At 56.8% G+C, this 22018-nt stretch carries 13 protein-coding genes; 5 read left to right on the top strand and 8 right to left on the bottom strand.

The annotated features are described in order from the left end of the window. Nucleotides 1–98: 98 nt before the first annotated feature. The 4 genes from MTX78_RS22850 to MTX78_RS22835 form a co-directional block, all read right to left on the bottom strand. The gene (locus MTX78_RS22850) at nucleotides 99–3074 is read right to left on the bottom strand and encodes a DEAD/DEAH box helicase (protein ID WP_243798655.1); all 2976 of its coding nucleotides are present in this window, start codon (nucleotides 3072–3074) and stop codon (nucleotides 99–101) included. 179 nt (nucleotides 3075–3253) lie between these two features. Then, on the bottom strand, nucleotides 3254–4486 hold the full coding sequence (locus MTX78_RS22845; RefSeq protein ID WP_243798654.1) for an FtsX-like permease family protein: 1233 nt from the start codon (nucleotides 4484–4486) through the stop codon (nucleotides 3254–3256). Between the two features lie 271 nt (nucleotides 4487–4757). Continuing rightward, complete coding sequence (locus MTX78_RS22840; RefSeq protein WP_243798652.1) at nucleotides 4758–5618, bottom strand: class I SAM-dependent methyltransferase; 861 nt, start codon at nucleotides 5616–5618, stop codon at nucleotides 4758–4760. 51 nt (nucleotides 5619–5669) lie between these two features. Then, nucleotides 5670–6104, bottom strand: a complete 435-nt coding sequence (locus MTX78_RS22835; protein ID WP_243798650.1) for a ribosome-binding factor A — start codon at nucleotides 6102–6104, stop codon at nucleotides 5670–5672. Nucleotides 6105–6272: 168 nt separating this feature from the next. On the opposite strand from MTX78_RS22835, the gene MTX78_RS22830 reads away from it, so the two are divergent. Beyond that, nucleotides 6273–7685, top strand: coding sequence for a hypothetical protein (locus tag MTX78_RS22830; protein ID WP_243798648.1), 1413 nt, complete (start codon nucleotides 6273–6275; stop codon nucleotides 7683–7685). 66 nt (nucleotides 7686–7751) lie between these two features. Here the strand turns inward: MTX78_RS22830 and rpiB are convergent, their stop codons facing one another. The 3 genes from rpiB to MTX78_RS22815 form a co-directional block, all read right to left on the bottom strand. Then, nucleotides 7752–8180 (bottom strand): ribose 5-phosphate isomerase B, encoded by a 429-nt coding sequence (gene rpiB, locus MTX78_RS22825; RefSeq protein ID WP_243798647.1) that lies wholly within the window; start codon nucleotides 8178–8180, stop codon nucleotides 7752–7754. A gap of 138 nt (nucleotides 8181–8318) precedes the next feature. Continuing rightward, nucleotides 8319–9137, bottom strand: coding sequence for a twin-arginine translocase subunit TatC (gene tatC, locus MTX78_RS22820; protein ID WP_243798645.1), 819 nt, complete (start codon nucleotides 9135–9137; stop codon nucleotides 8319–8321). 196 nt (nucleotides 9138–9333) lie between these two features. Beyond that, the gene (locus tag MTX78_RS22815; protein ID WP_243798643.1) at nucleotides 9334–10626 is read right to left on the bottom strand and encodes a serine hydroxymethyltransferase; all 1293 of its coding nucleotides are present in this window, start codon (nucleotides 10624–10626) and stop codon (nucleotides 9334–9336) included. A 587-nt stretch (nucleotides 10627–11213) separates the two neighbouring features. On the opposite strand from MTX78_RS22815, the gene MTX78_RS22810 reads away from it, so the two are divergent. The 3 genes from MTX78_RS22810 (at nucleotide 11214) to MTX78_RS22800 (ending at nucleotide 17502) form a co-directional block, all read left to right on the top strand. Then, nucleotides 11214–13442, top strand: coding sequence for a beta-1,3-glucanase family protein (locus MTX78_RS22810; protein WP_243798641.1), 2229 nt, complete (start codon nucleotides 11214–11216; stop codon nucleotides 13440–13442). A gap of 161 nt (nucleotides 13443–13603) precedes the next feature. Continuing rightward, complete coding sequence (locus MTX78_RS22805; protein WP_243798640.1) at nucleotides 13604–15595, top strand: vWA domain-containing protein; 1992 nt, start codon at nucleotides 13604–13606, stop codon at nucleotides 15593–15595. Between the two features lie 791 nt (nucleotides 15596–16386). Further along, nucleotides 16387–17502: an energy transducer TonB gene (locus MTX78_RS22800; protein WP_243798638.1), complete on the top strand. Its 1116-nt coding sequence runs from the start codon at nucleotides 16387–16389 to the stop codon at nucleotides 17500–17502. Between the two features lie 93 nt (nucleotides 17503–17595). Here the strand turns inward: MTX78_RS22800 and MTX78_RS22795 are convergent, their stop codons facing one another. Continuing rightward, the gene (locus tag MTX78_RS22795; RefSeq protein WP_243798636.1) at nucleotides 17596–18378 is read right to left on the bottom strand and encodes a porin family protein; all 783 of its coding nucleotides are present in this window, start codon (nucleotides 18376–18378) and stop codon (nucleotides 17596–17598) included. A 391-nt stretch (nucleotides 18379–18769) separates the two neighbouring features. Between MTX78_RS22795 and MTX78_RS22790 the strand changes: the two genes are divergently transcribed. Continuing rightward, the gene (locus MTX78_RS22790) at nucleotides 18770–21937 is read left to right on the top strand and encodes a TonB-dependent receptor (RefSeq protein ID WP_243798634.1); all 3168 of its coding nucleotides are present in this window, start codon (nucleotides 18770–18772) and stop codon (nucleotides 21935–21937) included. Nucleotides 21938–22018: the final 81 nt, after the last annotated feature.

Below are 22018 nucleotides of genomic sequence, written 5' to 3'. Positions count from 1 at the left end.
GAATAACAGGTATATAACAGTTCAACCTGAGCTATAGAGCCAGATACTTTGGTTTGCAGGCAGAGCGCAACGATAGTCGCTAGTACGGCAAGTGACCTTTAGCCCAGCAGTTCCTCGATATCCTCTTTGGTCAGGCTCTTGATAATGGCCTCGTCGGTGGTGATAAGGTCCGTGACGAGCTGGATCTTCTTGTGCTGCAACGCCAGGATTTTCTCTTCCACGGTACCCTTCGTGATGAACTTATAGGTGAAGACCGTCCGCTCTTGCCCAATGCGGTGGGCGCGGTCTACGGCTTGGGCTTCCACGGCAGGGTTCCACCACGGGTCAAGGATGAACACATAGTCGGCAGCGGTGAGGTTGAGGCCGACGCCCCCAGCTTTCAGCGAGATAAGGAACACTCGCAGGTCTTCGGTTTCTTGAAAATGCGTTACCACTTTGTGCCGCTCGCGGGTGTTGCCATCCAGGTAGGCGTACTCTATTTGGCGCTCGTCTAGCGAAGCCCGCACAATGTCGAGGTGCTTCACAAACTGGCTGAACACTAGTACCTTGTGACCTTCAGAAACCACACTTTTGATCATCCGGATTACCTCGCGCAGCTTGCCCGACTCGTGAACATAGTCCTCATCGGCCATGCGGGGGTGGTTGGCAATCTGGCGGAGCTTGGTGAGGCCCTGCAGCAGCATGAACTGCGTGCTGGCCGTGCCGTGCTCCTCGATGTTTTGCAGGATCTTGTTGCGGTAGTAGCTCTTGGTTTCCTCGTAGCAGTGCTCCTGCTCCTCGGTCATAGGGCAGTAGCTCAGGTGCTCGATTTTGTCGGGCAGCTCGCGGGCTACCTGGGCCTTGTGACGGCGCAAAATGAAGGGCTTGATCAGCGCATGGAGTTTGCGCGTGCGGCCCTCGTCCTTGCCTTTCTCGATGGGTTTGAGGAACTCCTTGCGGAAGAAGGCCTGCGTGCCCAATAGCCCCGGATTAATAAACGACATCTGCGACCACAAGTCCATGGTGCTGTTCTCCACGGGCGTCCCAGTCAGAATAAGGCGGTAGCGCGAGAGTAAGCCACGCACGGCGTGTGAAGTGGTGGAGCCAGGGTTCTTGATGGCCTGCGATTCGTCCAGAATGACGTAGTCGAACTTGTAGGTTTTCAGTAGCTCAGCATCTAGCCGCACAATGCCATAGCTGGTCAACACCACGTCGTAGTCGGCAAATTGGGCTACGTTTTTGTCGCGGTAGGTGCCGGTGTAGGTGAGGATGCGCAAGCCCGGTGTGAACTTCTGCGCTTCGCTCAACCAGTTGTACACCAAGGAGGTAGGCATGGCCAGTAAGGAAGCCGCACCGCCCGACTCGCCGCTTTCCTTGCGGTGCAGCAGCAGCGCCAGCGTCTGGATGGTTTTGCCCAATCCCATATCGTCGGCGAGGCAGCCGCCGAAGTGGTAGTCCTTCACGAAGTGCAGCCAGTTGTAGCCAGCCTTCTGGTAGGGCCGCAACTCGCCCCGGAAACCAACCGGCATGGGCTGGTCTTCCACGGTTTCAAAGCCGCGTAGCTTTTCCAGCTTGTGGCTCATCACTACGGTGGCCAGGTTGCCGTTTTGCAGGTCCGACACCAAGGCCAGGTGATGTTTGCGCAGCGTAAGCGTCTGCTCGTGCTCTTCGGCGAAGGCAAACAACTCTAAGTACTGCGTAAACCACTCTTCGGGAATGATGGCAATCTGGCCGTTGGGTAGCCGAAACTCGTGGCGGCGCTGCAAAATGTAAGGCCGCAACTTGATGAACGGAATCTCGAAATCGCCAAAGCGCACGGTACCGCGCACGTCAAACCAGTCGTTGGCCTCCGAAATACCCACTTGCACGCTCACTGCCCCAATGAAGTAGTCTTTGCCGGAGGTGCTGCCTTGCTGCACCGTAAAGCCCAGGCGCGCTAGCTCGTCGGAGTTGTGGTGCAGCCAGCGGAAGGCCGTGGCTTTCTCCAGCACCGCCCGGCCATTGCGCACTTCGAGGGCCCGGTCGGCTAGCTCCCGGATGATTTCCTGCTCCTGGTCGAGGTTGCGTACTAGGCGATGAAAAATGTAGTTGTCTTCTTTCTTCTCCAGCTGCACATACACGCGCTTGTCGTGGCCGTTGTGTACGGTGTAGTTGCCGTAGCGGAACGAAAGGTCGAAGTGAATGTGGTCGGATACGGGCATGGCCGCCACCGCGGAAGCCGTAGCAACGGAAGCCGCGCGGCCGCGGCCTTGCGTGGGACGCCGCCGGTCTTCCTCGGCCACAATAGTGGCCGTAGGCACGTCTGAAAACGTAAGCTGCGGCTGCGCGGCGTAGCGCTCCGAGCGAATATCAAAGCCCCGAGCGTGCACATCGAACGACTCCACCAACGGCGCCACGAAGCGCTGAAAGTAGCTGTCCTCTACTTGCCGGGGAATAACGATAAACTTCTTGTTTAGAAACGGCCGCAGCTTCTTGCCGTCGACCTCGTGGCGGAAATAGTAGAGCGTGTCGTTGAGCAGCAGCCACGCCGGTTGCTCACACACGATAACGGCGTTTTTATACTGGAAATCAAGGCGTTGGCCTTGGTACTGGATAGTAGGAAAATAGTGCGTGTTGTCGTCGTTGCGCCGAAAGTGGAACAGGATAGAAGCCGCTTCAGCCGCCATTCCTATCTCGTGCCAAGTGGGCTCACCGTCCTTGCCCATAATGAACACCAGCTTCCCCGATAGGCGCGCCAGTACCTGGCCCATACGCTCCTGCACGTAGCGGCAAATCTCTTCCTGCAGGGCTTTGTCGCCTTTCTCAGGGTCGTATACTTTCAGGAAAAAATCGGCCGGCGTAGTCTTCTTAGCTGAGTATTCCTTGATAACGGCGTCCTGTTGAATTTGGTCGGTCAGGGCAATCAACTCGAAATCAACGGCATCGAGACCGTCAGCGAATTCCGACGCGTTTTTTGCAGATACGGTCTGGTGCTGGAGTGTAAGTTGGCCCTTAGCGTTTCGCTGAACTACGTAAGATTCAAATAGATAGCCTAGATATTCGTGCTCCAGCAACGAATAAACAATTTGAAAAGGCTGAGAAGTAGAAACCTTCATAATAATAAAGACCGACCAATATGAAGCTTTAAAAGTAACTACAGATGTTAAATATTACAGTTTAAAGCAAATAATAAAACTTATTATCTAAATAATTATATTGATGAGTTTAGGACACAGTTTCCTTGGCCAGAAGCAAATCTGGCCTGTATACAGCTAGGAACGCTTACCTGGGTTGCTTACAGGTTTTCGCGTACGTCGATTTGGGCGGCGTTGAGAGCTGGCCGGATCGAGACAACTAGCGTGATAAGAATAATAGCTAGTCCGGTGAGGGCAATGTCGGAGAACTGCATCTTCACGGGATAGGAATCCACAACGCTAGTGGCCATGCCCATGCTCACGATATGGAACGTTTGCTGGGCCCAGCAAATGCCAATGCCCAACGCCAAGCCGGTGAAGGCGCCTACAAATGCCACGATGGCACCTTCCAGCAGAAAAATGCGCCGAACATTTTGCGGCGTAGCACCCATGGCCAGCAGAATAGCTACATCCTTGCGCTTGTCGATGACGAGCATCGAGAGCGAGAAGAAGATGTTCAGTGACGCAATAAGCAGGATGAAGGCGAAGGTAATGAACACGAACATCTTCTCCACCTTAATGGCTTTCAGCAAACTCACATGCTGCTCATCGGAATCAAGCACCTGGAAATTGGAACCGAGCTGCTCTTTCACCAAGGCTTTCACTTCCTGAATGTCGTGCTCATCGCCGACGTTCACCTCCAGCGCCGTGCGGCGGTTGCCATATTGCAGCAAGCTCTGAGCAAATTCCAGCGGTACGAAGATGTAGCTGTCGTCCATGTGCTGCTCGATCAGGAAGACGCCGCCGGCCAGAATGGTTTGCTCGGTGAAAGCCGTTTCCGGGTTCATCGAAAGGGTCTTCCGGCCGGTATTGCGCGGATACAGCAAGTGCAAGGGCGAAAGCCGGTTGTTGAGGGCAATGCTTAGCTCGTGCTGCACGCCCGCTCCTAGCAGCGCATACGGCTCGTTGGTGCCCCTAAGCAGCCGGTGGTCGCCTTCTACAATGGCCGAGTCGATGCGGCTTTGGGTGTAGTAGTTTTCCGATACTCCCTTCATTTTCACCACCATCTGGCGGTTGTGGTATTGGAGCAGGGCGTTGTCTTCGATAACCTCCGTCAGTAACCCGACACCGGGCAGCCGGCGCAGGTTGTCGAGCATTTTGGCCTCTATGGGGAATGACTTGCCCTGCACGGCCGTCACGAGCAAATCGGGGTCAGACTTGCCGTAGAGGGTGCGGACGAGGTCTTCTAGTCCGTTGAATACCGACAGCACAATAACCAACGCCATGGTTCCCACCGCCACGCCAATCATGGAGATGTTGGAAATGATGCTAATGATGTTGCGCTTCTTCTTCGAGAGAAAATAACGCCGGGCAATGAGCAAGGGTACGTCCATGCGGGGCGTGGAAGGTGGGGCTTGGGAGGTAAAAAAGGTCTACTATTTAGCTAACGCCACGCATAGACTCCGTGAAATTGGCAAACGTTCCTCAGTGATATGGAAAGTAAACGGGGGCTTACGCCCATGGTTGCGGCTACTTGTTCCGCTCGTCTGCACGAAGTCCAAAGTCTTCTTGACACGCATTGAATCAGGCTTGTTCGACGCATTATCTGGGTGGTGGCTAGCGTTACTGCTTTGGAGCAAGATACGCCGCCGCACGCAAAAAGGTCTACTTCCAAGCTTTCACGATGAGGCCGGTGCCGGAGTCGTGCTTGGTGTTGGCGTCAAGCCAGTTCAGTAGCAAGCAGAACGGGAACGTGACGAGGTAGTAGAAGGGCAGCAGGATAAAGAACAGCTTGGACTTGCCAAGCATCAGAATGGGGTACTTCATGCTGAGGCGCCACGATATCTGGCCGGGTTCTCCGTAGCTATACTGCGCCTCTATCCGCTCGAAGCCAGCTGTGCGCAGCTTCTGCTGAATCTCGTGAATGTTGTAGCCGTCCCGAACGTGCTCTTCAATGAAGCTGGTCTCGCCGTCGGAGTGCACGTCGGAGCCACCTTGGTCGGAGGGAGTGGAGATGACCAGCATACCCCCGTCTTTGAGTGAGGCGTGCACATTGCGAAACACTTCCACGTCTTCCAGAATGTGTTCCATCACGTCCACGGCCAGCGCCATGTCGAAGGTGTTGGGCTCCTGGTAGAGCACCAGATCTTGCACAGCAAATTGCACGTTGGTGCGGCCAATCTCTCGGAAGAACTTGTTGGAATCGGCAATCTGCTCGTCTTTCACGTCAACCGCCAGAATGTGCCACTTCTCGCTTAACCCGGAAAGCCAGTAGGTGTACTGCCCGTAGCCAGAGCCGGCATCCAGGATATTGAGCGCTTCGTTGGTGCGGCCTTTCGCCCACTGCCGTAGCTCCCGATGCACATGCCACGTGCGCAACAAGAGCAGGTCGAGCATGTGATAGAACAGGCGCCGCAGCAACGGAGTGCGGTTGAAGACCTCGCCCAAAGAGCGTTTTATCGGGTCGTAATGCAAGGTATCTGGTGCGTTTGTGAAGGTGTGAAGTTGCGAAAATAGGAACAACAAACAGGTGAGTTATCGACACCCACCACCGGATGTTGTGCCACCGCTTCACAGTTACTCGCTGTCGTCGGTGAAGAGTTTGGGGCGTTTGGGGGCCTCCGGTTCAGGCTGATCCTCTGCCTCGGGCTCGGGGGCTGGAATATCGAGCTTGCTAAGCACCTCGTCCATCTTGGCAGCGTATGCCGCCGAGTCGTCGAGGAAGAACACCAAGTCGGGCACAATGCGTAGCGTTTGACGGACACGCTTAGCCAAGGCCTGGCGGATTTGTTTCAGGTTGTCTTGCACCAGATCCAGCATCTCCTGCCCGCTGCCTTCCCGCATCAGCAACTGGCTTAGGTACACGCGGGCTACCCCCAAATCGGGGGACACGCGCACCCCGGCAATACCTGGTGCTAGGCCCGGAAACAAGTGCGGTAAATCGCGCTGAAATACGGTGGCCAGCTCTTGTTGTAACAAGCTGGATACTTTTTGCTGTCGTTTGCTTTCCATAAGAGTCGACAAAGGTACGAAAGGGGATGAGGTGATGCGGTGCGAAGTGAAAAGGCAACGGGTATTATACTGTTGGAAGAGAATACCGGACTAATACGTGGCGATGCACGTAGCTTTGCAACCCAAGCCCTTGTCCGCTACTCACCTGTCAATCCCGTTGCCTGAATAGTGCTTCAATTCTTTAAAAGCCCACTGCCAACTCGTCTGGTACTGCTGCTGCTGCTGGTGCTGGCGGTGCGGTTGCCGCTGCTGTGGTTTGGCGTGCCGCTCACCATGGCCGAGTTGCGCGCCATGCTGGTAGGGGAGCGGCTGCACGCCGGGGCCCTGCCCTACCGCGACTTGTACGACGCTACGGCCCCGCTGGCTGCTGCGCTTTTCGCTTCGCTCGACGTGGTAGCGTCGCGGCCCCTGTGGCTGTACCGCGTTCTGGCGCTGGCCCTCCTCCTAACCCAAGCGTTCCGCCTGAACTTCGTGCTCAACCGTGCCGATGTACATCCCGAGCGGGGGTACTTGGCGGCCGTTACGTACCTGCTGCTGGCCAGCGTCACCACCGACTTGGATACATTGTCGCCGCTGTTGGTGGGGCACACGTTTATTATTCTGGGACTCAGTGCCTTGCTGCCTACTTCGCGTGAGGGCTACGACAACCGCCGGCTGTTTCGAGCGGGGTTTCTGATAGGAGTGGCGGCGCTATGCTACCTGCCGCTCGCGCTGTTTCTGCTGGTTGGCTTGTTTGCCGTTATCGTGTTTGCGGCCAACTCGTTCCGAAGCTTTTTGCTGCTGCTGTGCGGCTTTGGGTTTCCGTATGCGGTGGTCGCCACGTTCTTCCTCTACAACGACGCCATACCCCCTTTCCGGCAGTTTCACTTGGTGCCCACCCTTAGTGGCCTCGTGATGGGGGCCGACGGCTTGCCGCTGCCCTTGCAGTGGCGGTTGTTGATCTTGCCAGGCGTGGTGCTGGTGTTGGCGCTAGCCCGGTCGTTCACCACCGCGCTTGGGTTGGTATTCCAAGTGAAGTTTCAGCAGCTGATGCTGGTGTGGCTGCTGGTAGCGGCCCTCATGATGGCGGTTGGCCGAGGCACAGCGCCCGGTACACTCGGACTGTTGCTGCCGCCCGTAACGTACTTCAGCTTGTTTCTGTGGCAGAAGGCGCCGCGGGCCTGGGTGGCTGAAGTGCTGTTTCTGGGGCTGCTAGGGTTGGTAGTAGGTGTGCGCTACCGGGGTGTGCTAGCCCTCGATGGGTTGCTGCAGTTTCCGTTGGAAGCTCGGTACGCCGTGCAGCCCAACCCGCACTACGCCAACCTGCGCGGACAGCGCTTGCTGGTACTCGGCGCCGACCTGCGCCCCTACCTCACCAACTCCATCGGGTCTCCCTACCTCGACTGGCGCCTGGCGCAAGCGGACTTCGGCCACCTGGGGCAGTACGCTGCTATCTATCGTATCTCCCGCAATTTGTCGGCCGCCCCGCCCACAGTCATCATCGATCAAACCAACCACCTCAAAGAGCTGCAATACAAGGCACCCGCCATCTTCGGCCGCTATCAGCTCACCAAAACCCCCCGGGTATACCAACTAAAATAAAGGGAAAGGCGGGTTGCCGTTCCAGGGGAACAGCAACCCGCCTTTCCTATGGCAGCAGCTAGGCGCCTAGCAATCAATCTTGCTGACGCGGGTTTGATGCCGGCCCCCCTCGAAAGCGGTGTTGAGGAACTGGCTGGCAATAGCACGGGCATTTTCTTCGCTGATGAAACGAGCGGGCACGCACAAGATATTGGCGTCGTTGTGCTGACGAGCAAGGGAAGCCAATTCCGGTTCCCAGGCAATAGCCGCCCGAATGCCGCGGTGCTTGTTGGCCGTGATGCACACCCCGTTGGCTGAGCCGCATACCAAAATGCCGCGTTCCAGCTCGCCACTGGTAATGGATTCAGCGAGGGGGTGCACAAAATCGGGGTAGTCCACCGAGTCGGGGGAGTGGGTGCCGAAGTCGCGCACTTCGTAGCCGTTGTCGCGCAGCCAGTGGGCTAGCATTTGCTTGTACTCGAAGCCAGCGTGGTCGGAACCGAGGGCAATAATCATAGAGCAGTGAAAATGTGGTTCGATGTGAAGAAGTAGTGGCGCGTAAAAATAAGAATGTGCAGAAGGAGAGAAGCAGGAGCCGTTACAGCTGTAGTTTCTTTTCTTCTGCACATCCAGAACTAATGCATGCTGTAGAATTTAGCTTACCCCGCCGTTTTCGGCTAGCCGGTCGTTCAGCATTTTGGTGCGGTTGCGGGTCACGACGCGAGCAATGTTGATACTCAGCTCATAAAGCAGCACAATCGGAATCGTGACAATGATCTGAGCCGAAATGTCGGGAGGCGTGATGACGGCTGCAATGACGAGGATAACCACAATGGCGTGTTTGCGATAAAGCCGCATGATTTCGGGCGTCACGATGCCGGCCTTAGCCAGGAAAAACACGATCATGGGCAACTCAAACACCCCGGCGCACGACAAACTCATGGTGGTCAGCGTGCTGATGTAGCTCTGCAAGTCGATCTGGTTTTCAATGGTTGAATCCAGTTGGTACGAGGCCAAGAAGTTGATACTGAGCGGTGCAGCAATGAAGTAGCCAAACAGCAACCCAATTATAAACAACACCGACACGAAGAACACCGCGCCGCGCGAGTTGGCTTGCTCGTGTGGGTAAAGCCCCGGCTTGATGAAGCGCCAGATTTCCCAGAACGTGTACGGAAACGCCAGCGCCAGCCCCACCACAAAGGAGGAACTGATGTGCATAGTTAGCTGCCCGCTCATCTGGCGGTTCTGCAAATCGAAGGTTGGCTCCCCGATGCACAACCCCTCGGCGTGAACCCACTGGCCGAACTTGCAGAAAGCGCGGTAAGTCCAGAAGTCGCCGCGGGATGGGCCCAGGATCAAGTCATGAAACAGAAAATCCTTGGCTAAGAAAGCAGCCGTAGTAAACACCACAATGGCAATAGCCGAGCGGATGATATGCCACCGCAGGGCCTCCAAGTGGTCAATGAAAGACATTTCCTGCTGTTGCCCCATCACAGGGTGCCCGGAAGAAAGGTGTTGTTGATCCACGGAAAAAGTAACTGAGTAGCGGGGTAACTGAGTAAGCCGAAAGGCAAAGCGTACAGCACAAACGAAATCTGGAGCATCCAAGATGTACCAAGCCTCGATTCACTGGTAAATACGCCGTTACTCCGCTACTCAGGTACTGAATTTAGGCGAAGAGTGGAAACTGCTGCATCCACTCGTTTATTTGGCCACGTACGCGCAGCAAGTAAGCGTCGTCGTCGTTGTGCATGAGCACGTCGTCAATCAGATCGACGATGCGCGCCATGTCGGTTTCGCGCAAGCCACGGGTAGTAACCGCCGCCGACCCGATGCGCATACCGCTGGTCACGAAGGGCGACTTGTCGTCGAAGGGCACCATGTTTTTGTTGATGGTGATGTCGGCCTTGATGAGCGTGTTCTCGGCTAGCTTGCCGGTAAGGCCTTTGCTACGCAAGTCAATTAGCATGAGGTGGTTGTCGGTGCCGCCCGAAATGATTTCGTAGCCACGGTCGGTGAAGCCTTTGGCTAGCGCCTGCGCGTTGCGAATCACTTGCTGGGTGTAGTCGGTATACGCGTCGCTCAGGCATTCACCGAAGGCCACGGCCTTCGCGCCGATAACGTGCTCCAAGGGGCCACCCTGTGTGCCGGGGAATACGGCTGAGTCCAGTAGCGCCGACATCATGCGGAGCTCACCTTTCGGCGTCTTCAAGCCAAACGGATTCTCGAAGTCTTTACCCAATAGGATAAGGCCGCCGCGGGGGCCGCGCAAGGTTTTGTGCGTGGTCGTCGTGACGATGTGGCAATGCTCGAAGGGGTTGTTGAGCAAGCCTTTGGCAATCAGGCCGCTGGGGTGCGAAATATCGGCTAGCAGCAAGGCGCCTACTTCATCGGCAGCTTCGCGCAGGGCTTTGTAGTCCCAGTCGCGGGAGTAGGCCGAGGCGCCGCAGATGATAAGCTTCGGCTGCTCACGGCGGGCAGTTTCCTTTACTTTTTCCCAGTCGATGAGGCCTGTTTCGCGCTCCACACCATAAAAGCTAGGCTGGTAGAGCTTGCCCGAAAAGTTGACAGGCGAGCCGTGGGTGAGGTGACCACCGTGGCTCAAATCGAAGCCTAGAATTTTGTCGCCGGGGTTGAGGATGGCCAGCATAACAGCGGCGTTGGCCTGCGCGCCGGAGTGCGGCTGCACGTTCACCCACTCCACGCCAAATAATTCCTTGGCGCGGTCGATAGCCAGCTGCTCGATTTGGTCGACGATTTCGCAACCACCATAGTAGCGTTTGCCGGGTAGGCCTTCGGCGTACTTGTTGGTTAGGATGGAGCCCTGTGCCCGCATCACCTGCTCCGAGACGTAGTTCTCGGAGGCAATCAATTCAATACCATGCGTTTGCCGCTCTTTTTCGCGCTGAATCAGGTCGAAGATGGCGGTGTCTTGGGTCAGGGTTGGGGCTTGCGTTTCCATAAGTTCAAAGGTACACCCACCGCCCGGAACTGCCAAGTTGCGAGGCAACTGGTAGAACAGAGGATGCTGTTGCTGCCACGTAGGGAGCGAGCAGATGAAGTCGCCCACTTCCTTTGCCCAGTACACTCTCCTGAAAAATGTTACAAGATTTGGGGGTGGGGTGGTGATGTAAGCAGCCGGCTACTTGTGCTGTAAGTGTTCAACCGCGCTGCATATATGGGGTTTAGAACAGTGTAGCGCGGGCCAGTGGGTGGGTAAGAAGTACAGCGCGCCTTGGCGCCGTGTGACGTAAGTGAGCAGCCACCAACTAGCGGGCAGTTGGCCTACATTTCCCGGCTTTTTCTTTCCGGTTGAACACCATTACCTTGGCAATATCCTATCAGCGTCTCGGCATACCCCTTCCGTTCTTGGCCCGCACCTAGTAGCACTATTGCAAAGCAACTGCTTAACTGATAGAGGATAATCTCGCCTGTTTCTGGCGTTCTGCTGCCGAGAAAGCACCCCTACACACTGGTTTTGCCTGCCCTTGAGGTAGAACTAGTCCGCGTGCCCTGTCCAATCCTTTTCCCACCACAACCCTTACCCGTATGAAAAAGCTACCTCTACTATCCATCCTTGTCTTGCTGCTAGGCGCCTGGCTGCTGCCTGCCAGCAGCTTGGCCCAGGGCAGCATTCCGTTTACGATTGCCAACAACTCGCCTTATGCCGACAACACGCTGTACGTGGCCATTGTGGGGCTCAACCCCGCGGGGCAGCACGTCTGGATTGACCCGCGGACCAGCCAAGTGCTGCCCATGAACTCCTCGTACAACACCGTACTCGGCCCGACCTACAACGGCAACACCGGACCGGGGCAGAACTCGCGCTATGCCTCCTGTTTTTATCGGCTGAGCGACATCCCGAACAAGACCTTCACCTTGCCCTACATTGCGGGTTGTCGGGTGTTCATTGCGCAGGGGCAGCAGCTGTACTTCTATTTCTACGGTTCGACGGGGGCGCCCTCGGGCTACGCAGCGCCCAACGCCCAGAACCCGAGTGACCCCAACCGCGGTATTCTGTACGAGTTCATCGAGCTGACCAACAACCAGTTCGGCTTCTTCGGCAACACCACCCGCGTCGATTCTTACAAGTACCCGATGGGGTTAGAGCTGTTCGGCAACGGCTACCAGAAGCGCACCGGCGAGTTGAAGTCGCACCCCGATATTGTGGCGGCCTACAAAGCCAACGTGCCCACTGAGTTTCAGGGTACGGTAAACAACACCACCGGCGAAATCACCTTCCCCTCCAAAACGGCGGCTTTCTACGACGGTACCAATGGCACCACCCCCGGCCCCTATGGCAACTATTTCGGCTCCTACATCGACGCCATCTGGAACAAGTACGTGAACGAGGATTTGATTTTCTTCGCCGGCAACGCGGGCGTATTCAAGGGGCGCATCAGTAACGGCCGGCTCACGGTGGTGGGGCAGTCGGGGGCCTTCACGGGCCGGACGGGGGTTGTGGCACGCAAGCCTACCACGCAAGAAGCATTCGAGGGCAAAGGAGTGCTCGACAACCGCGTGGGCGACGGAGACTGCGACCTGGTGGTGCAGGCCCAGCTAACGGCCGCCATCAACCGCCACGTAGTAAATACCACCACGCCCAACCCCGGTCAGCAGAACTGGTACGACGCCAGCCGCTACTACCAAACCGCGCCTATGAACTACTACGCGCGCTTCTGGCACTTGCCCGGCATCAGCGTAGACCAGCTTAGCTACGGCTTCGCCTACGACGACGTGAACGACCAGTCGGCTACGCTCCAAACTCCGCAGCCAACCCGCGTGGTGGCCACGTTCGGCGGCTACGCAGGCACGGGCACCACTCCGAGCGGCGGCGTGGCTACCTCTTATAAAGACTGCAACTACACCGGTACCGCCGTTGCGCTGCCGGTCGGCAACTACACGCTAAGCCAGCTCCAGAGCCGGGGCATACTGGACAACGACATTTCTTCGCTCCGGGTCAACAGTGGCTACCAGGTGGTGCTCTATGAAAACGACAACTTCACGGGCGCCTCTCTCACGGTGGGCAGTGCTGGCAACAGCTGCCTAGTGAACACCCCACTCGGGACCGGCAACTGGAACGACAAGGCTACTTCGGTGCGAGTGCAAACGGCTACCGCCGCCTCCAGCCGGCAGCTGGAAGCCGAAGCCGCCAACGTAAACAACGGCATGACCGTGGAAGCTTGCGCCGAGGGTGGCCAGAATATGGGCTTCGTTGACCAGGGCGACTATCTGGTGTGGAACGGCATCAATTTCCCGACCTCAGGCACCTATACCATCGAGTACCGCGTAGCCAGCGGCGCGGCGGGCGGTACCGTGTCGGCCGACCTGAATGGGGGCACCGTCCAACTTGGCAACACCACGATTCCCGGCACGGGCGGCTGGCAGAACTGGACCACCGTGTCGCGGACCGTCACCGTCAATGCTGGCACCTACAACTTCGGCATCTACGCCCAGACCGGCGGCTGGAACATCAATTGGGTGCGCATCACCCAGAACGGTAGTGCCCGCACGGCACTGGCCACCAAAAACTCTGATGCCGCCACCGCCGATGTACAGCTTTACCCCAACCCCGTAGTCGACCAACTGCACCTCAGCAACTCGGGGCTGAAGCTGGTCGGTAGCCGCTACCGCATCCTCGATGTGCGCGGCCGCGTGGTGGGCAGCGGTACGTTCAACGAGGGTACGGCCCCGGTTAGCACGTTGCCGGCTGGCTTATACCTGTTGGAAGTCAGTACAAAAGACCAGCAAATCCTTGTCCGCCGCTTCCAGAAATAAACAAACTTAGCTAGCACGAAAAGCAGGCCACCCACAGATTGGGTGGCCTGCTTTTTTGTGGGACACTAGTAGAGTACCCCACAAAAATTCTTGCGTCTCGGTATGGAATCCGGAATGCGTGAGCATCAGACAGGTATCCGCTTCACCTAATCCTGTCTGTTATGAAGAACTCTTTGCTTCTGCCGCTGCTGGTTGCCACTGGTAGTATGGTGTTCAGTTTTGCGCCGGTTGCCGAAGCGCAACGCAAACCCACCAAGTCATCCCGTCTGGCAGCCCCGGCCGACACCCTAACCGTTCGCGGCCGCGTAACCGATGCCAGCACGGGACAAGGCTTGCCTGGCGTGACAGTGGTTGCTAAGGGTACAAGCACAGGTACTTCCACCAGCCAAGACGGTACGTACGCGTTGCTGTTGCCGAAGGGCTGCCGCACGGTGGTCGTGAGCTTTGTGGGGTATGATCCGCGAGAAGTGAAAGTAGGAAGCCTCCGTACACTGGATGTGACGCTTACTCCGAGCGTACACCAACTACAGGAAGTGGTGGTATCGGGTACTGCGCCCGCACACGTAAGCCAAGTATTATCCGGCAGAGTTGCCGGCGTGCGCGTCACATCCGGTTCAAGAGTGAGGGGCGCTAAATCAAAGAAGTCAGGTGCCCGCAGCCAGAGTGCAAGCTCTATAATAGGTCAGCACTCTTTTCCTACGCCGCGCCCGGTGCCTGGTGCTGGGGAGTCGTATGCGCACGTCAAGGAAGACGGGTTTCATCTCACCACCAAAGACCCCCTTAGCACCTTTAGCATTGATGTGGATGCAGCCAGCTACAGCAACGTACGCCGCTTCCTCAACCAGGGCCAACTTCCGCCCCCCGACGCCGTCCGCATCGAGGAGATGCTGAATTACTTTCAGTACGACTACCCACAGCCCACCGGCCCCGAGCCATTCTCGGTGACTACCGAACTGGCCGCCTGCCCCTGGAACCCGGCGCATCAGCTGGTGCACGTGGGATTACAAGGCAAGCAAGTCGCTACCGATAAGCTGCCGCCCGCCAATCTGGTGTTTCTAGTGGACGTGTCGGGCTCCATGGATGAAGAAGACCGGCTGCCGCTCGTGCAGGCTGGTTTACGGCTGCTGGTGAAGGAATTACGACCCCAGGACAAGGTGGCCTTGGTGGTGTACGCCGGGGCTGCTGGCCTGGTGCTGCCTCCCACAGCCGGCGACAAACGCAACGAGATTCTGCGGGCTATTGACGACTTACGGGCCGGTGGCTCCACAGCGGGCGGAGCCGGGTTGCGCCTGGCCTACCAAGTAGCCCGCGAAAACTTCACCAAGAACGGCAACAACCGCGTGCTGCTCGCCACCGACGGCGACTTCAACGTAGGCGAGCAGAGCGACGACGCCATGGAACACCTGATAGAGCAGGAGCGGGAATCAGGCGTGTTCCTGACGGTGCTCGGCGTGGGTCAGGGCAATTACCAAGACAAGAAAATGGAGCTGCTGGCCGACAAAGGCAATGGCAACTACGCCTACCTCGACAACCTCGACGAGGCCCGGCGGGTGCTAGTGCGGCAGTTCGGCGGCACGCTCTTCACACTAGCCAAAGACGTGAAGCTGCAAGTGGAGTTCAACCCCGCCCGGGTGCGCGAGTACCGCCTCATCGGCTATGAGAACCGCACCCTGGCCGCCGAAGACTTCAACAATGACCGCAAAGACGCCGGCGAAATGGGCGCGGGTCACACCGTCACGGCCCTCTACGAAGTGGTGCCCGTTGGGGCTCCCACTACCGTTGATAAGCTGAAATACCAGCCCAGCTCCAACCCCGAAAAGCCAGCCCCAGCATCCGCCGACGTGATGACGGTGAAGTTGCGTTATAAAGAGCCGCAGGGCAGTACCAGCCGGTTGTTTGAGCGCACCTTGCGCGGACCTGTAATGCCATTGGAACGAGCTTCCGAAAACATACGTTTCGCTACTGCTGTTGCTCAATTTGGAATGCTACTACGGGAGTCAACCCACAGAGGCACTGCTACTTTCGCGAGTACAGCCCAGCTGGCAAATGAAGCACGGGGAAAAGACGGGGAGGGCTACCGCGCAGAATTAGTGCGTTTAATTAAAATTGCGGACGGGTTGCAACCAAACACAAACGGCTACGGCTCCCGCTAAAGAGAAGCAAACAAGATATTGGGTCAGGCTGGGACTTTCACTCACCTATTGCGGCGGGAGTTCCGGTTGGTTGCAGACTACCGGTTGCACGTTACCCGTTGCGCCCAGCCTGACCTTTGGTATTCATTAGCAAAGGCTCCATCACTTCCGGTGGAGCCTTTTTCTGTTGCGTAAAGTCTATGAGAGGTAGCAACTGAGGACGCTGAAAATCCGGGCTGCGTTATATTATTTATAAGAATGCATACGTTCCTATATTCTTTACTGAACCTATGCATTCACATCTCCTCGCAACTCTGTTTTTGGTGTCTGCTCTGGCGGCTTGCTCCGGTCGGGATCCGCAACTAGCCGACGCGGCAAAACCAACTAGTCCCGTTTCGGTAGCACCTAAGGTTCCGGCAACCACACCCCAGGCAAACGCTCCAGCAATATCATCCGCTTCGCTATCTGCTGCTGTGCCTCCTGCGCTAAGCCAGCCACCAGCAGCACGGGCCCGCACAGCGACTTACCCGTCTCTTATTACTCGTCTACCTAAACCAACAGTAAGAATCAAAACCCAAGAAGTTGGTACGCTGACCCCTCTGGCAGGGGAGCAGAAGCTAGCAGATTTCTACGCTCGGCAGGTCAAGCCTGCGCAGTCCTTCCTTATTCAGCCTGGCCGGGATACAGTATTGCGGGCTACCGAAGGCACGATGGTGCTCGTGCCCGCTCATGCGTTTGTAACTGTTGGCAGCCAAGTTCCAGTAGTCGGTCCGGTGGAGTTGCGCATACGCGAGTTCTACTCCCTGACCGATATGGTGCTCAACAACCTGAGCACCCGCGCTGGCGAGCAACTATTGGAAACCGGTGGCATGCTGCAGTTGGAAGCCAGCAGCACGTCGGGACAGATTTGTGCCTTGCGCGAAGGCGTCCAGTTACTGTTGCGGATGCCAACCAGCCGTCCACAGCCGGATATGCAATTGTTTAAGGGAATAAAAACTACTTCTTCCGAGCAACTGGATTGGCAAGCCCCAAGGCCGCAGGCAGTAGTTGGTTTGATGGAATCAACTGACATCCAGCCGCCTAAATTTGTGGGTGGTAGCGGGGTATTGCGTCAGCAGTTGCGCAAAGGCATAGATTACGCACCAAGTCTACGACGCCAGTTGAAAGCAATGCGTCCCTCTAAACCAAACCGACGCGAACTGCGCCGCCTGTCGCGCAACTTAGGGCAACCGGTACTTGCGGTAATGCATGTTCGTATCACAATAGCAGAAAACGGACAGGTGCTAACTCCTGAAGCGCAAGGAGGTGTGTACTCTTCCGACCTACAAGCTGAAGTCCTTTCGGCAGTACGCGCACTGCCCCGTTGGTCACCGGCGCGCTGGCTGGGAGTAGCTACTCCTAGCACATGCACCATTACCGTAAGATTCACTGCCAATGGCAAAATTCTCGTGGACGACTATTATGATAAACTAGAAGCCATACGGCAACTTAAAGCAGCCGATTTTGTGCAGGCGTTTGAACGGCAATTCACCGGCTCTACGCTCAGCCAAGCTTCTACGGGTGGCATTAGCAACTATCTGTTCAGCGCCGCGCAACTAGGGTGGATTAACTGCGACAGGTTCATCAATTCGTCAGAACCGCTCATCACGTTTGCCGTGAGTGAAGACGATGCTGATACGGATATAAAATTGGTTTTTAAGAACAAGCGAAGCGTACTCGCTGGTGAAAGGGTTGGGTTCCAAACAAGATTTCGAAGCGTACCCCAAAACGAACCCGCAACTATAATTGCCATCAAACAGCGCAACGGCACAACATATCTTGCCTCACTGGAAACAATACTTAGTGACCGTACAGAAGAAAATCTTGCCTTTCGCCCCGTTAGTATGGTCGAGCTAAAAGAAGAAATAGCTCGTCTTGAAAAGAAGTGAGAAATCAACAAGCCATTACAGGACGGAGCCCAACTGATCAATTAGTTGGGCTCCGTCCTGTAATGGCTTGTTAACTACTTTGGAAAAGGATATTTAAAACGAGTAGTTCACGGACGCTTTGATGGTCCGGTTATACACGTCGAAGCGGTTGCTTTTGTCGAGTGACGAGAGGCCGTAGTCGTAGCCGGCGCTGATGCCAAAGCCAGCAGCTGACTGATAGCCGAGGCCACCTACCACACTGAAATCGACGGGGCGGAACTGGTCTTTGATGTCGAAGTCTTGCTTATAGGCCGAGAAGCCTAGGGCACTGGCTTCTACGCGGGCTTGGTTGCTCACCAAGAACGACGCCTGCGGACCGGCGAAAATGTAGAAGCCAGGCGTGATGTAGGCTTTGGCCAGCACGGGCACATCAATATAGGCCATGCGGGAAGTGGCCGTCACGCGGGTGTTCAGGAAATCGAGAGGCTCAAACGGGATGGTACCGACCAACTTGGTGCCTTTCTCGGAATAGCTAATGCCGGGTTCGATGGCAAAGCTTGAACCCAGAGGCAGGGTAGCGTAAAGGCCTGCGTGGAAGCCGGGCTTCATTTCTTTGGTTACGGCTCCGTTAGTGAAGTCAGTGACGTTCATTACGCTCTGCACCGCGTCGCCCGACCAGTCGGACACGTTTACGCCAGCCCGGATACCGATTTGCACGCCTGGGGTGGAGCCGCTAGACCGAGTGGAATATACAGGGCGAGCTTGGGCTTTGCCCTGATAATTGCCTTGGTATTTCGGCACGCGGTGGGGCTGAATCTGCGCTTGGGCGGAGAGGGTGAAAGCGGAAAACAAAAGGGTAGCCGCGGCCAGGCGGCCGAAAAGTCGCTTCGTATTCATAGCAGGGAAGGTGAGAGTTGTGAACCGGAGGTGCGTTGCGCGTCGCAGAAAAGCCGGTGTTGCAGACTGTAATTACAAAACCGTGCCAATTCCCACAAAGCCTTGCCGAGAACTGGGATGTAGGCTCCAAAAAGCCACAGAGAGCTTCTATATAGAGTAGGCAAGGCACAAAGCTTGCGGCATTCCTGCTACGTGCAGATACTAACAGTAGTACGTAAGCCCAACGGCTATAAGAAAGCAGGCGGTTGGTGTGCCGATGCTATGCGGTGTATGAAGTCTCTGTGAAAAGTGCAGGCTTATCCTGGCAAAACGATAACACCATCGTCTTACAGCCATAATATTGGCTTTACACCAAGTAGGAACCTTTGCGGCTTCATTCTACCCTGTTGCTATGCGCAAAGATTTTCCTCTCTTTTCCACCGTTTGTTCAGTAGCGCTGCTGAGTGCCAGCTCTGGTTTCAGCCAATCGACGGACGCGTCCATTGCGGGGCGCATCGTAGACGAAAAAGGGGTGACGCTGCCGGGCGTGACCGTAGTAGTTCGTAATGAAGCAACTGGTTTTCAAACCACTACGGTTACTAATGCCGAAGGCCGCTACTTGCTGCGGCAGCTGCCGCTCGGCAAGCCCTACACCGTGCGGGCCAGCTACATCGGCTCGGCCAACCAAGTGAAAAACGAGCTGGCGCTGAACCTCGGCGACCAGCTAGCCGTGGATTTCACCATGCAGCCTGCTACGGTGGGCTTGCAGGAAGTGGTGGTGCGCGGCAATGCCCTCAACAGCCGCATCGACCGGCTCGGCAGCAGCACGGCCATCACCGACCAAACCATCCGGCAGATTCCGGTGCTAAACCGCAGCTTTGCCAACCTGGCCGCGTTGGCTCCCACCTCGAACGGGGGGAGCGTTGGGGGGCAGTTACCATCATCAACCAACTACCTGATTGATGGAGTAAGCGCCCGCAACAACCTCACGTCGGGGGCGGTAGGCAACGGGCCGTACTCACTGTCGCTGGAGGCAATTCGTGAGTTTGAGGTAGCCACCAACGTGTATGATGTAACCCAAGGCCGGCAGGGTGGTGGCACCATCAGCGCCGTCACGAAATCGGGCACCAACACCTTAACTGGTTCGATCTTCGATTACTACCGCGCCGATTTTCTGGCCAGCCCCTACGACATTCGGGGCAACCGCCGCACCCAAAATTTCACCACCAACCAGTACGGCTTCAGCCTCGGTGGCCCCATCATCAAAGACAAGCTGCACTTCTTCACGGCCCTGGACCGGCAAGATCAGTCGGCGCCGTTTTTCATTGCCGATATCAAGTCGGATGCCGATGCTAACGCCCTCGGTATTAGCCGCGGGGCGCTGGACACGGTACTGACCATTGCCCGCACCAAGTACGGCCTGAGCAGTGCCGCCCAGACCGGCGAGTTTGGCCGCCGCACGGTAAACAACACATTCTTCGCACGCCTCGACTGGCAGATCAACGAGCGGAACCGCCTGACGCTGCGCAACAACTACAGCGACTACGACAACCCCAACAGCACCGACGACAACTCGGCCATCAACCTGTACGAGGTGTACGGCAACTTTAAGTCGCGCGAGAACAGCACCTTGGCTTCGTTGCGCACGCAGTTCAGCCCTAACCTACTGAACGAGCTGAAGGTGCAGTACCAGACCGTGAGGCGCGACTACACGCCCAACGACCAGCTGCCGGCAGCCAACATTCCGCGGGCCATTGTGACGGTTCGCTCGCGCCTGCCCAACGGGCGTCAGGGCAGCACCTCGGTGCAGCTCGGCGGCCAGCGCTTCACCCCGGAAAACAACCTGGAAAACCAGATTCAACTGGTGAACACCACCTACCTGACCAAGGGCCGCTACAACTTCACCTTCGGCACCGACAACACCCTGACGTACCTGGATACCTACATTTCCAGCGAGCAAAACGGGCGGTTTGTGTTCAACAGCGTGCAGGAGTTTGACAATTTGAATCCAACTCGGTACGCCCGGGAAGTGCCGCTGCAAGGCGTGCCATCGGTGCAGCAGTACGTGCTCAATACGTCGTTGTTTGGGCAGGCGCAGTACACGCCGTTGCCCAACGTGGAGGCGATTGTGGGGGTACGTTGGGACATGACCAGCTACCTCACGGCGGGAGCCTACAACCCGGTGCTGAACGAAACCCTTGGCCTGCGGACCGACAACAACCCCACCGACTGGAACAACATCCAGCCACGGGTGCAGCTGACCTGGGACGTGAAGGGCGAGCGGAAAAGTATTGTGCGGCTGGGTGCGGGCATCTTCTCGGCCAACCCTGTCAACTACGCGCAGGTCAACAACATCCAGAACAGCGGCACCCAGGTGGCTTCCATTGATGTGACCCGGCCAGCCACAGGCGAAAACCCAGTGCCCCGCCCCGACTTCCCGGCCTACCGCGCCGACCCTTCCTCGGCTCCGGGCTTGCTGCCGGGTGTGCCATATGTGTCCACCATCAACTTGAACGACAAGGATTTGCAGGTGCCGAACATTTACAAGGCCAACCTGAGTGTGAACCGCATTGTGAAGAGTTGGCTGCGGGTGGGGTTGAACCTGGTGTACTCTTACACCCGCGACAACTACGTGTACCTGGACCGCAACCTGGCGGACCGGCCGTACTTCACGCTAGACAACGAAGCCAACCGGGGCGTGTTTGTGCCGGCCAACACCATCACCAGCGCGGGCATCACCAACAACGTGCTTGGGCGCAAAACACAGGCCGTAGGCCGCACCCTGGAGTTCACCAACGGCGCCAAAGTCCAGCAGGCGGCGCTGATTGTGGATGCCGAGGTGCGCTACTTCCGCGACGGATATTTCAACACCAGCTACACCCTCAACGACACGCGCGACAACACCTCCTACAACGGCAACGTGGCCAATACCTCCACGTTTCGGCCTATCAAGTCGGACCCGCGCAGCCTAAGCGAAATCAACTACTCCGACAACCAGTTCCGGCACAAGGTGGTGTTCTTCGGTAGTTCACCCACCGTGAAGGGCTTTGCGCTGAGTGCGCGCTTCACGGGCTTGGGCGGCAGCCGCTACTCGTTGCTCACGGACGCCGACATCAACGGTGACTTTGTGGGCGGCCCCGGCACCGACAACGATTTGGCGTTCGTGTTTGACCCCAACAACCCGGAAACTGACCCGGCCGTGGCGGCCTCTATGCAGAAAGTGCTCGACAACCCCGACAACCGCGCCAAAGACTACATCCGCCGCAGCCTCGGCGGCATTGCCGACCGCAACGGGGGCATTAACCCATTCTCGGGCACGTTTGATGTGCGCCTGCAAAAAACCTTCAAGCTGTTCAAAACGCAGGGCCTCACCTTCAGCGTGGATGCCTTCAACTTCGCCAACCTGCTCAATAAAGATTGGGGTGTGAACTACAACCTCGGCAACCAGAGCTTGCTGACGGTCAGCGGGTTCAACCAGACCACGCGCCGCTACACCTACCGCGTAAACGAAAACGTGGGCACTACCAACCAAAACGGTACGCCCTATCAGTTGCAGCTCGGGGCCCGCTATTCTTTCTAAGAGCATGTTTGGGAGTTGTCATGCTTTGGCAAGCGCAGCATGACAAGGATGAGCTTCAACCCAATCTCGAGCACACGTCAA

The sequence above is a fragment of the Hymenobacter tibetensis genome (genome assembly GCF_022827545.1).
In the GTDB taxonomy this organism is placed as follows: Bacteria; Bacteroidota; Bacteroidia; order Cytophagales; family Hymenobacteraceae; genus Hymenobacter; species Hymenobacter tibetensis.
Note: the sequence above shows the minus strand (reverse complement) of the source record. Positions and strands in the feature narration are given on the sequence as shown.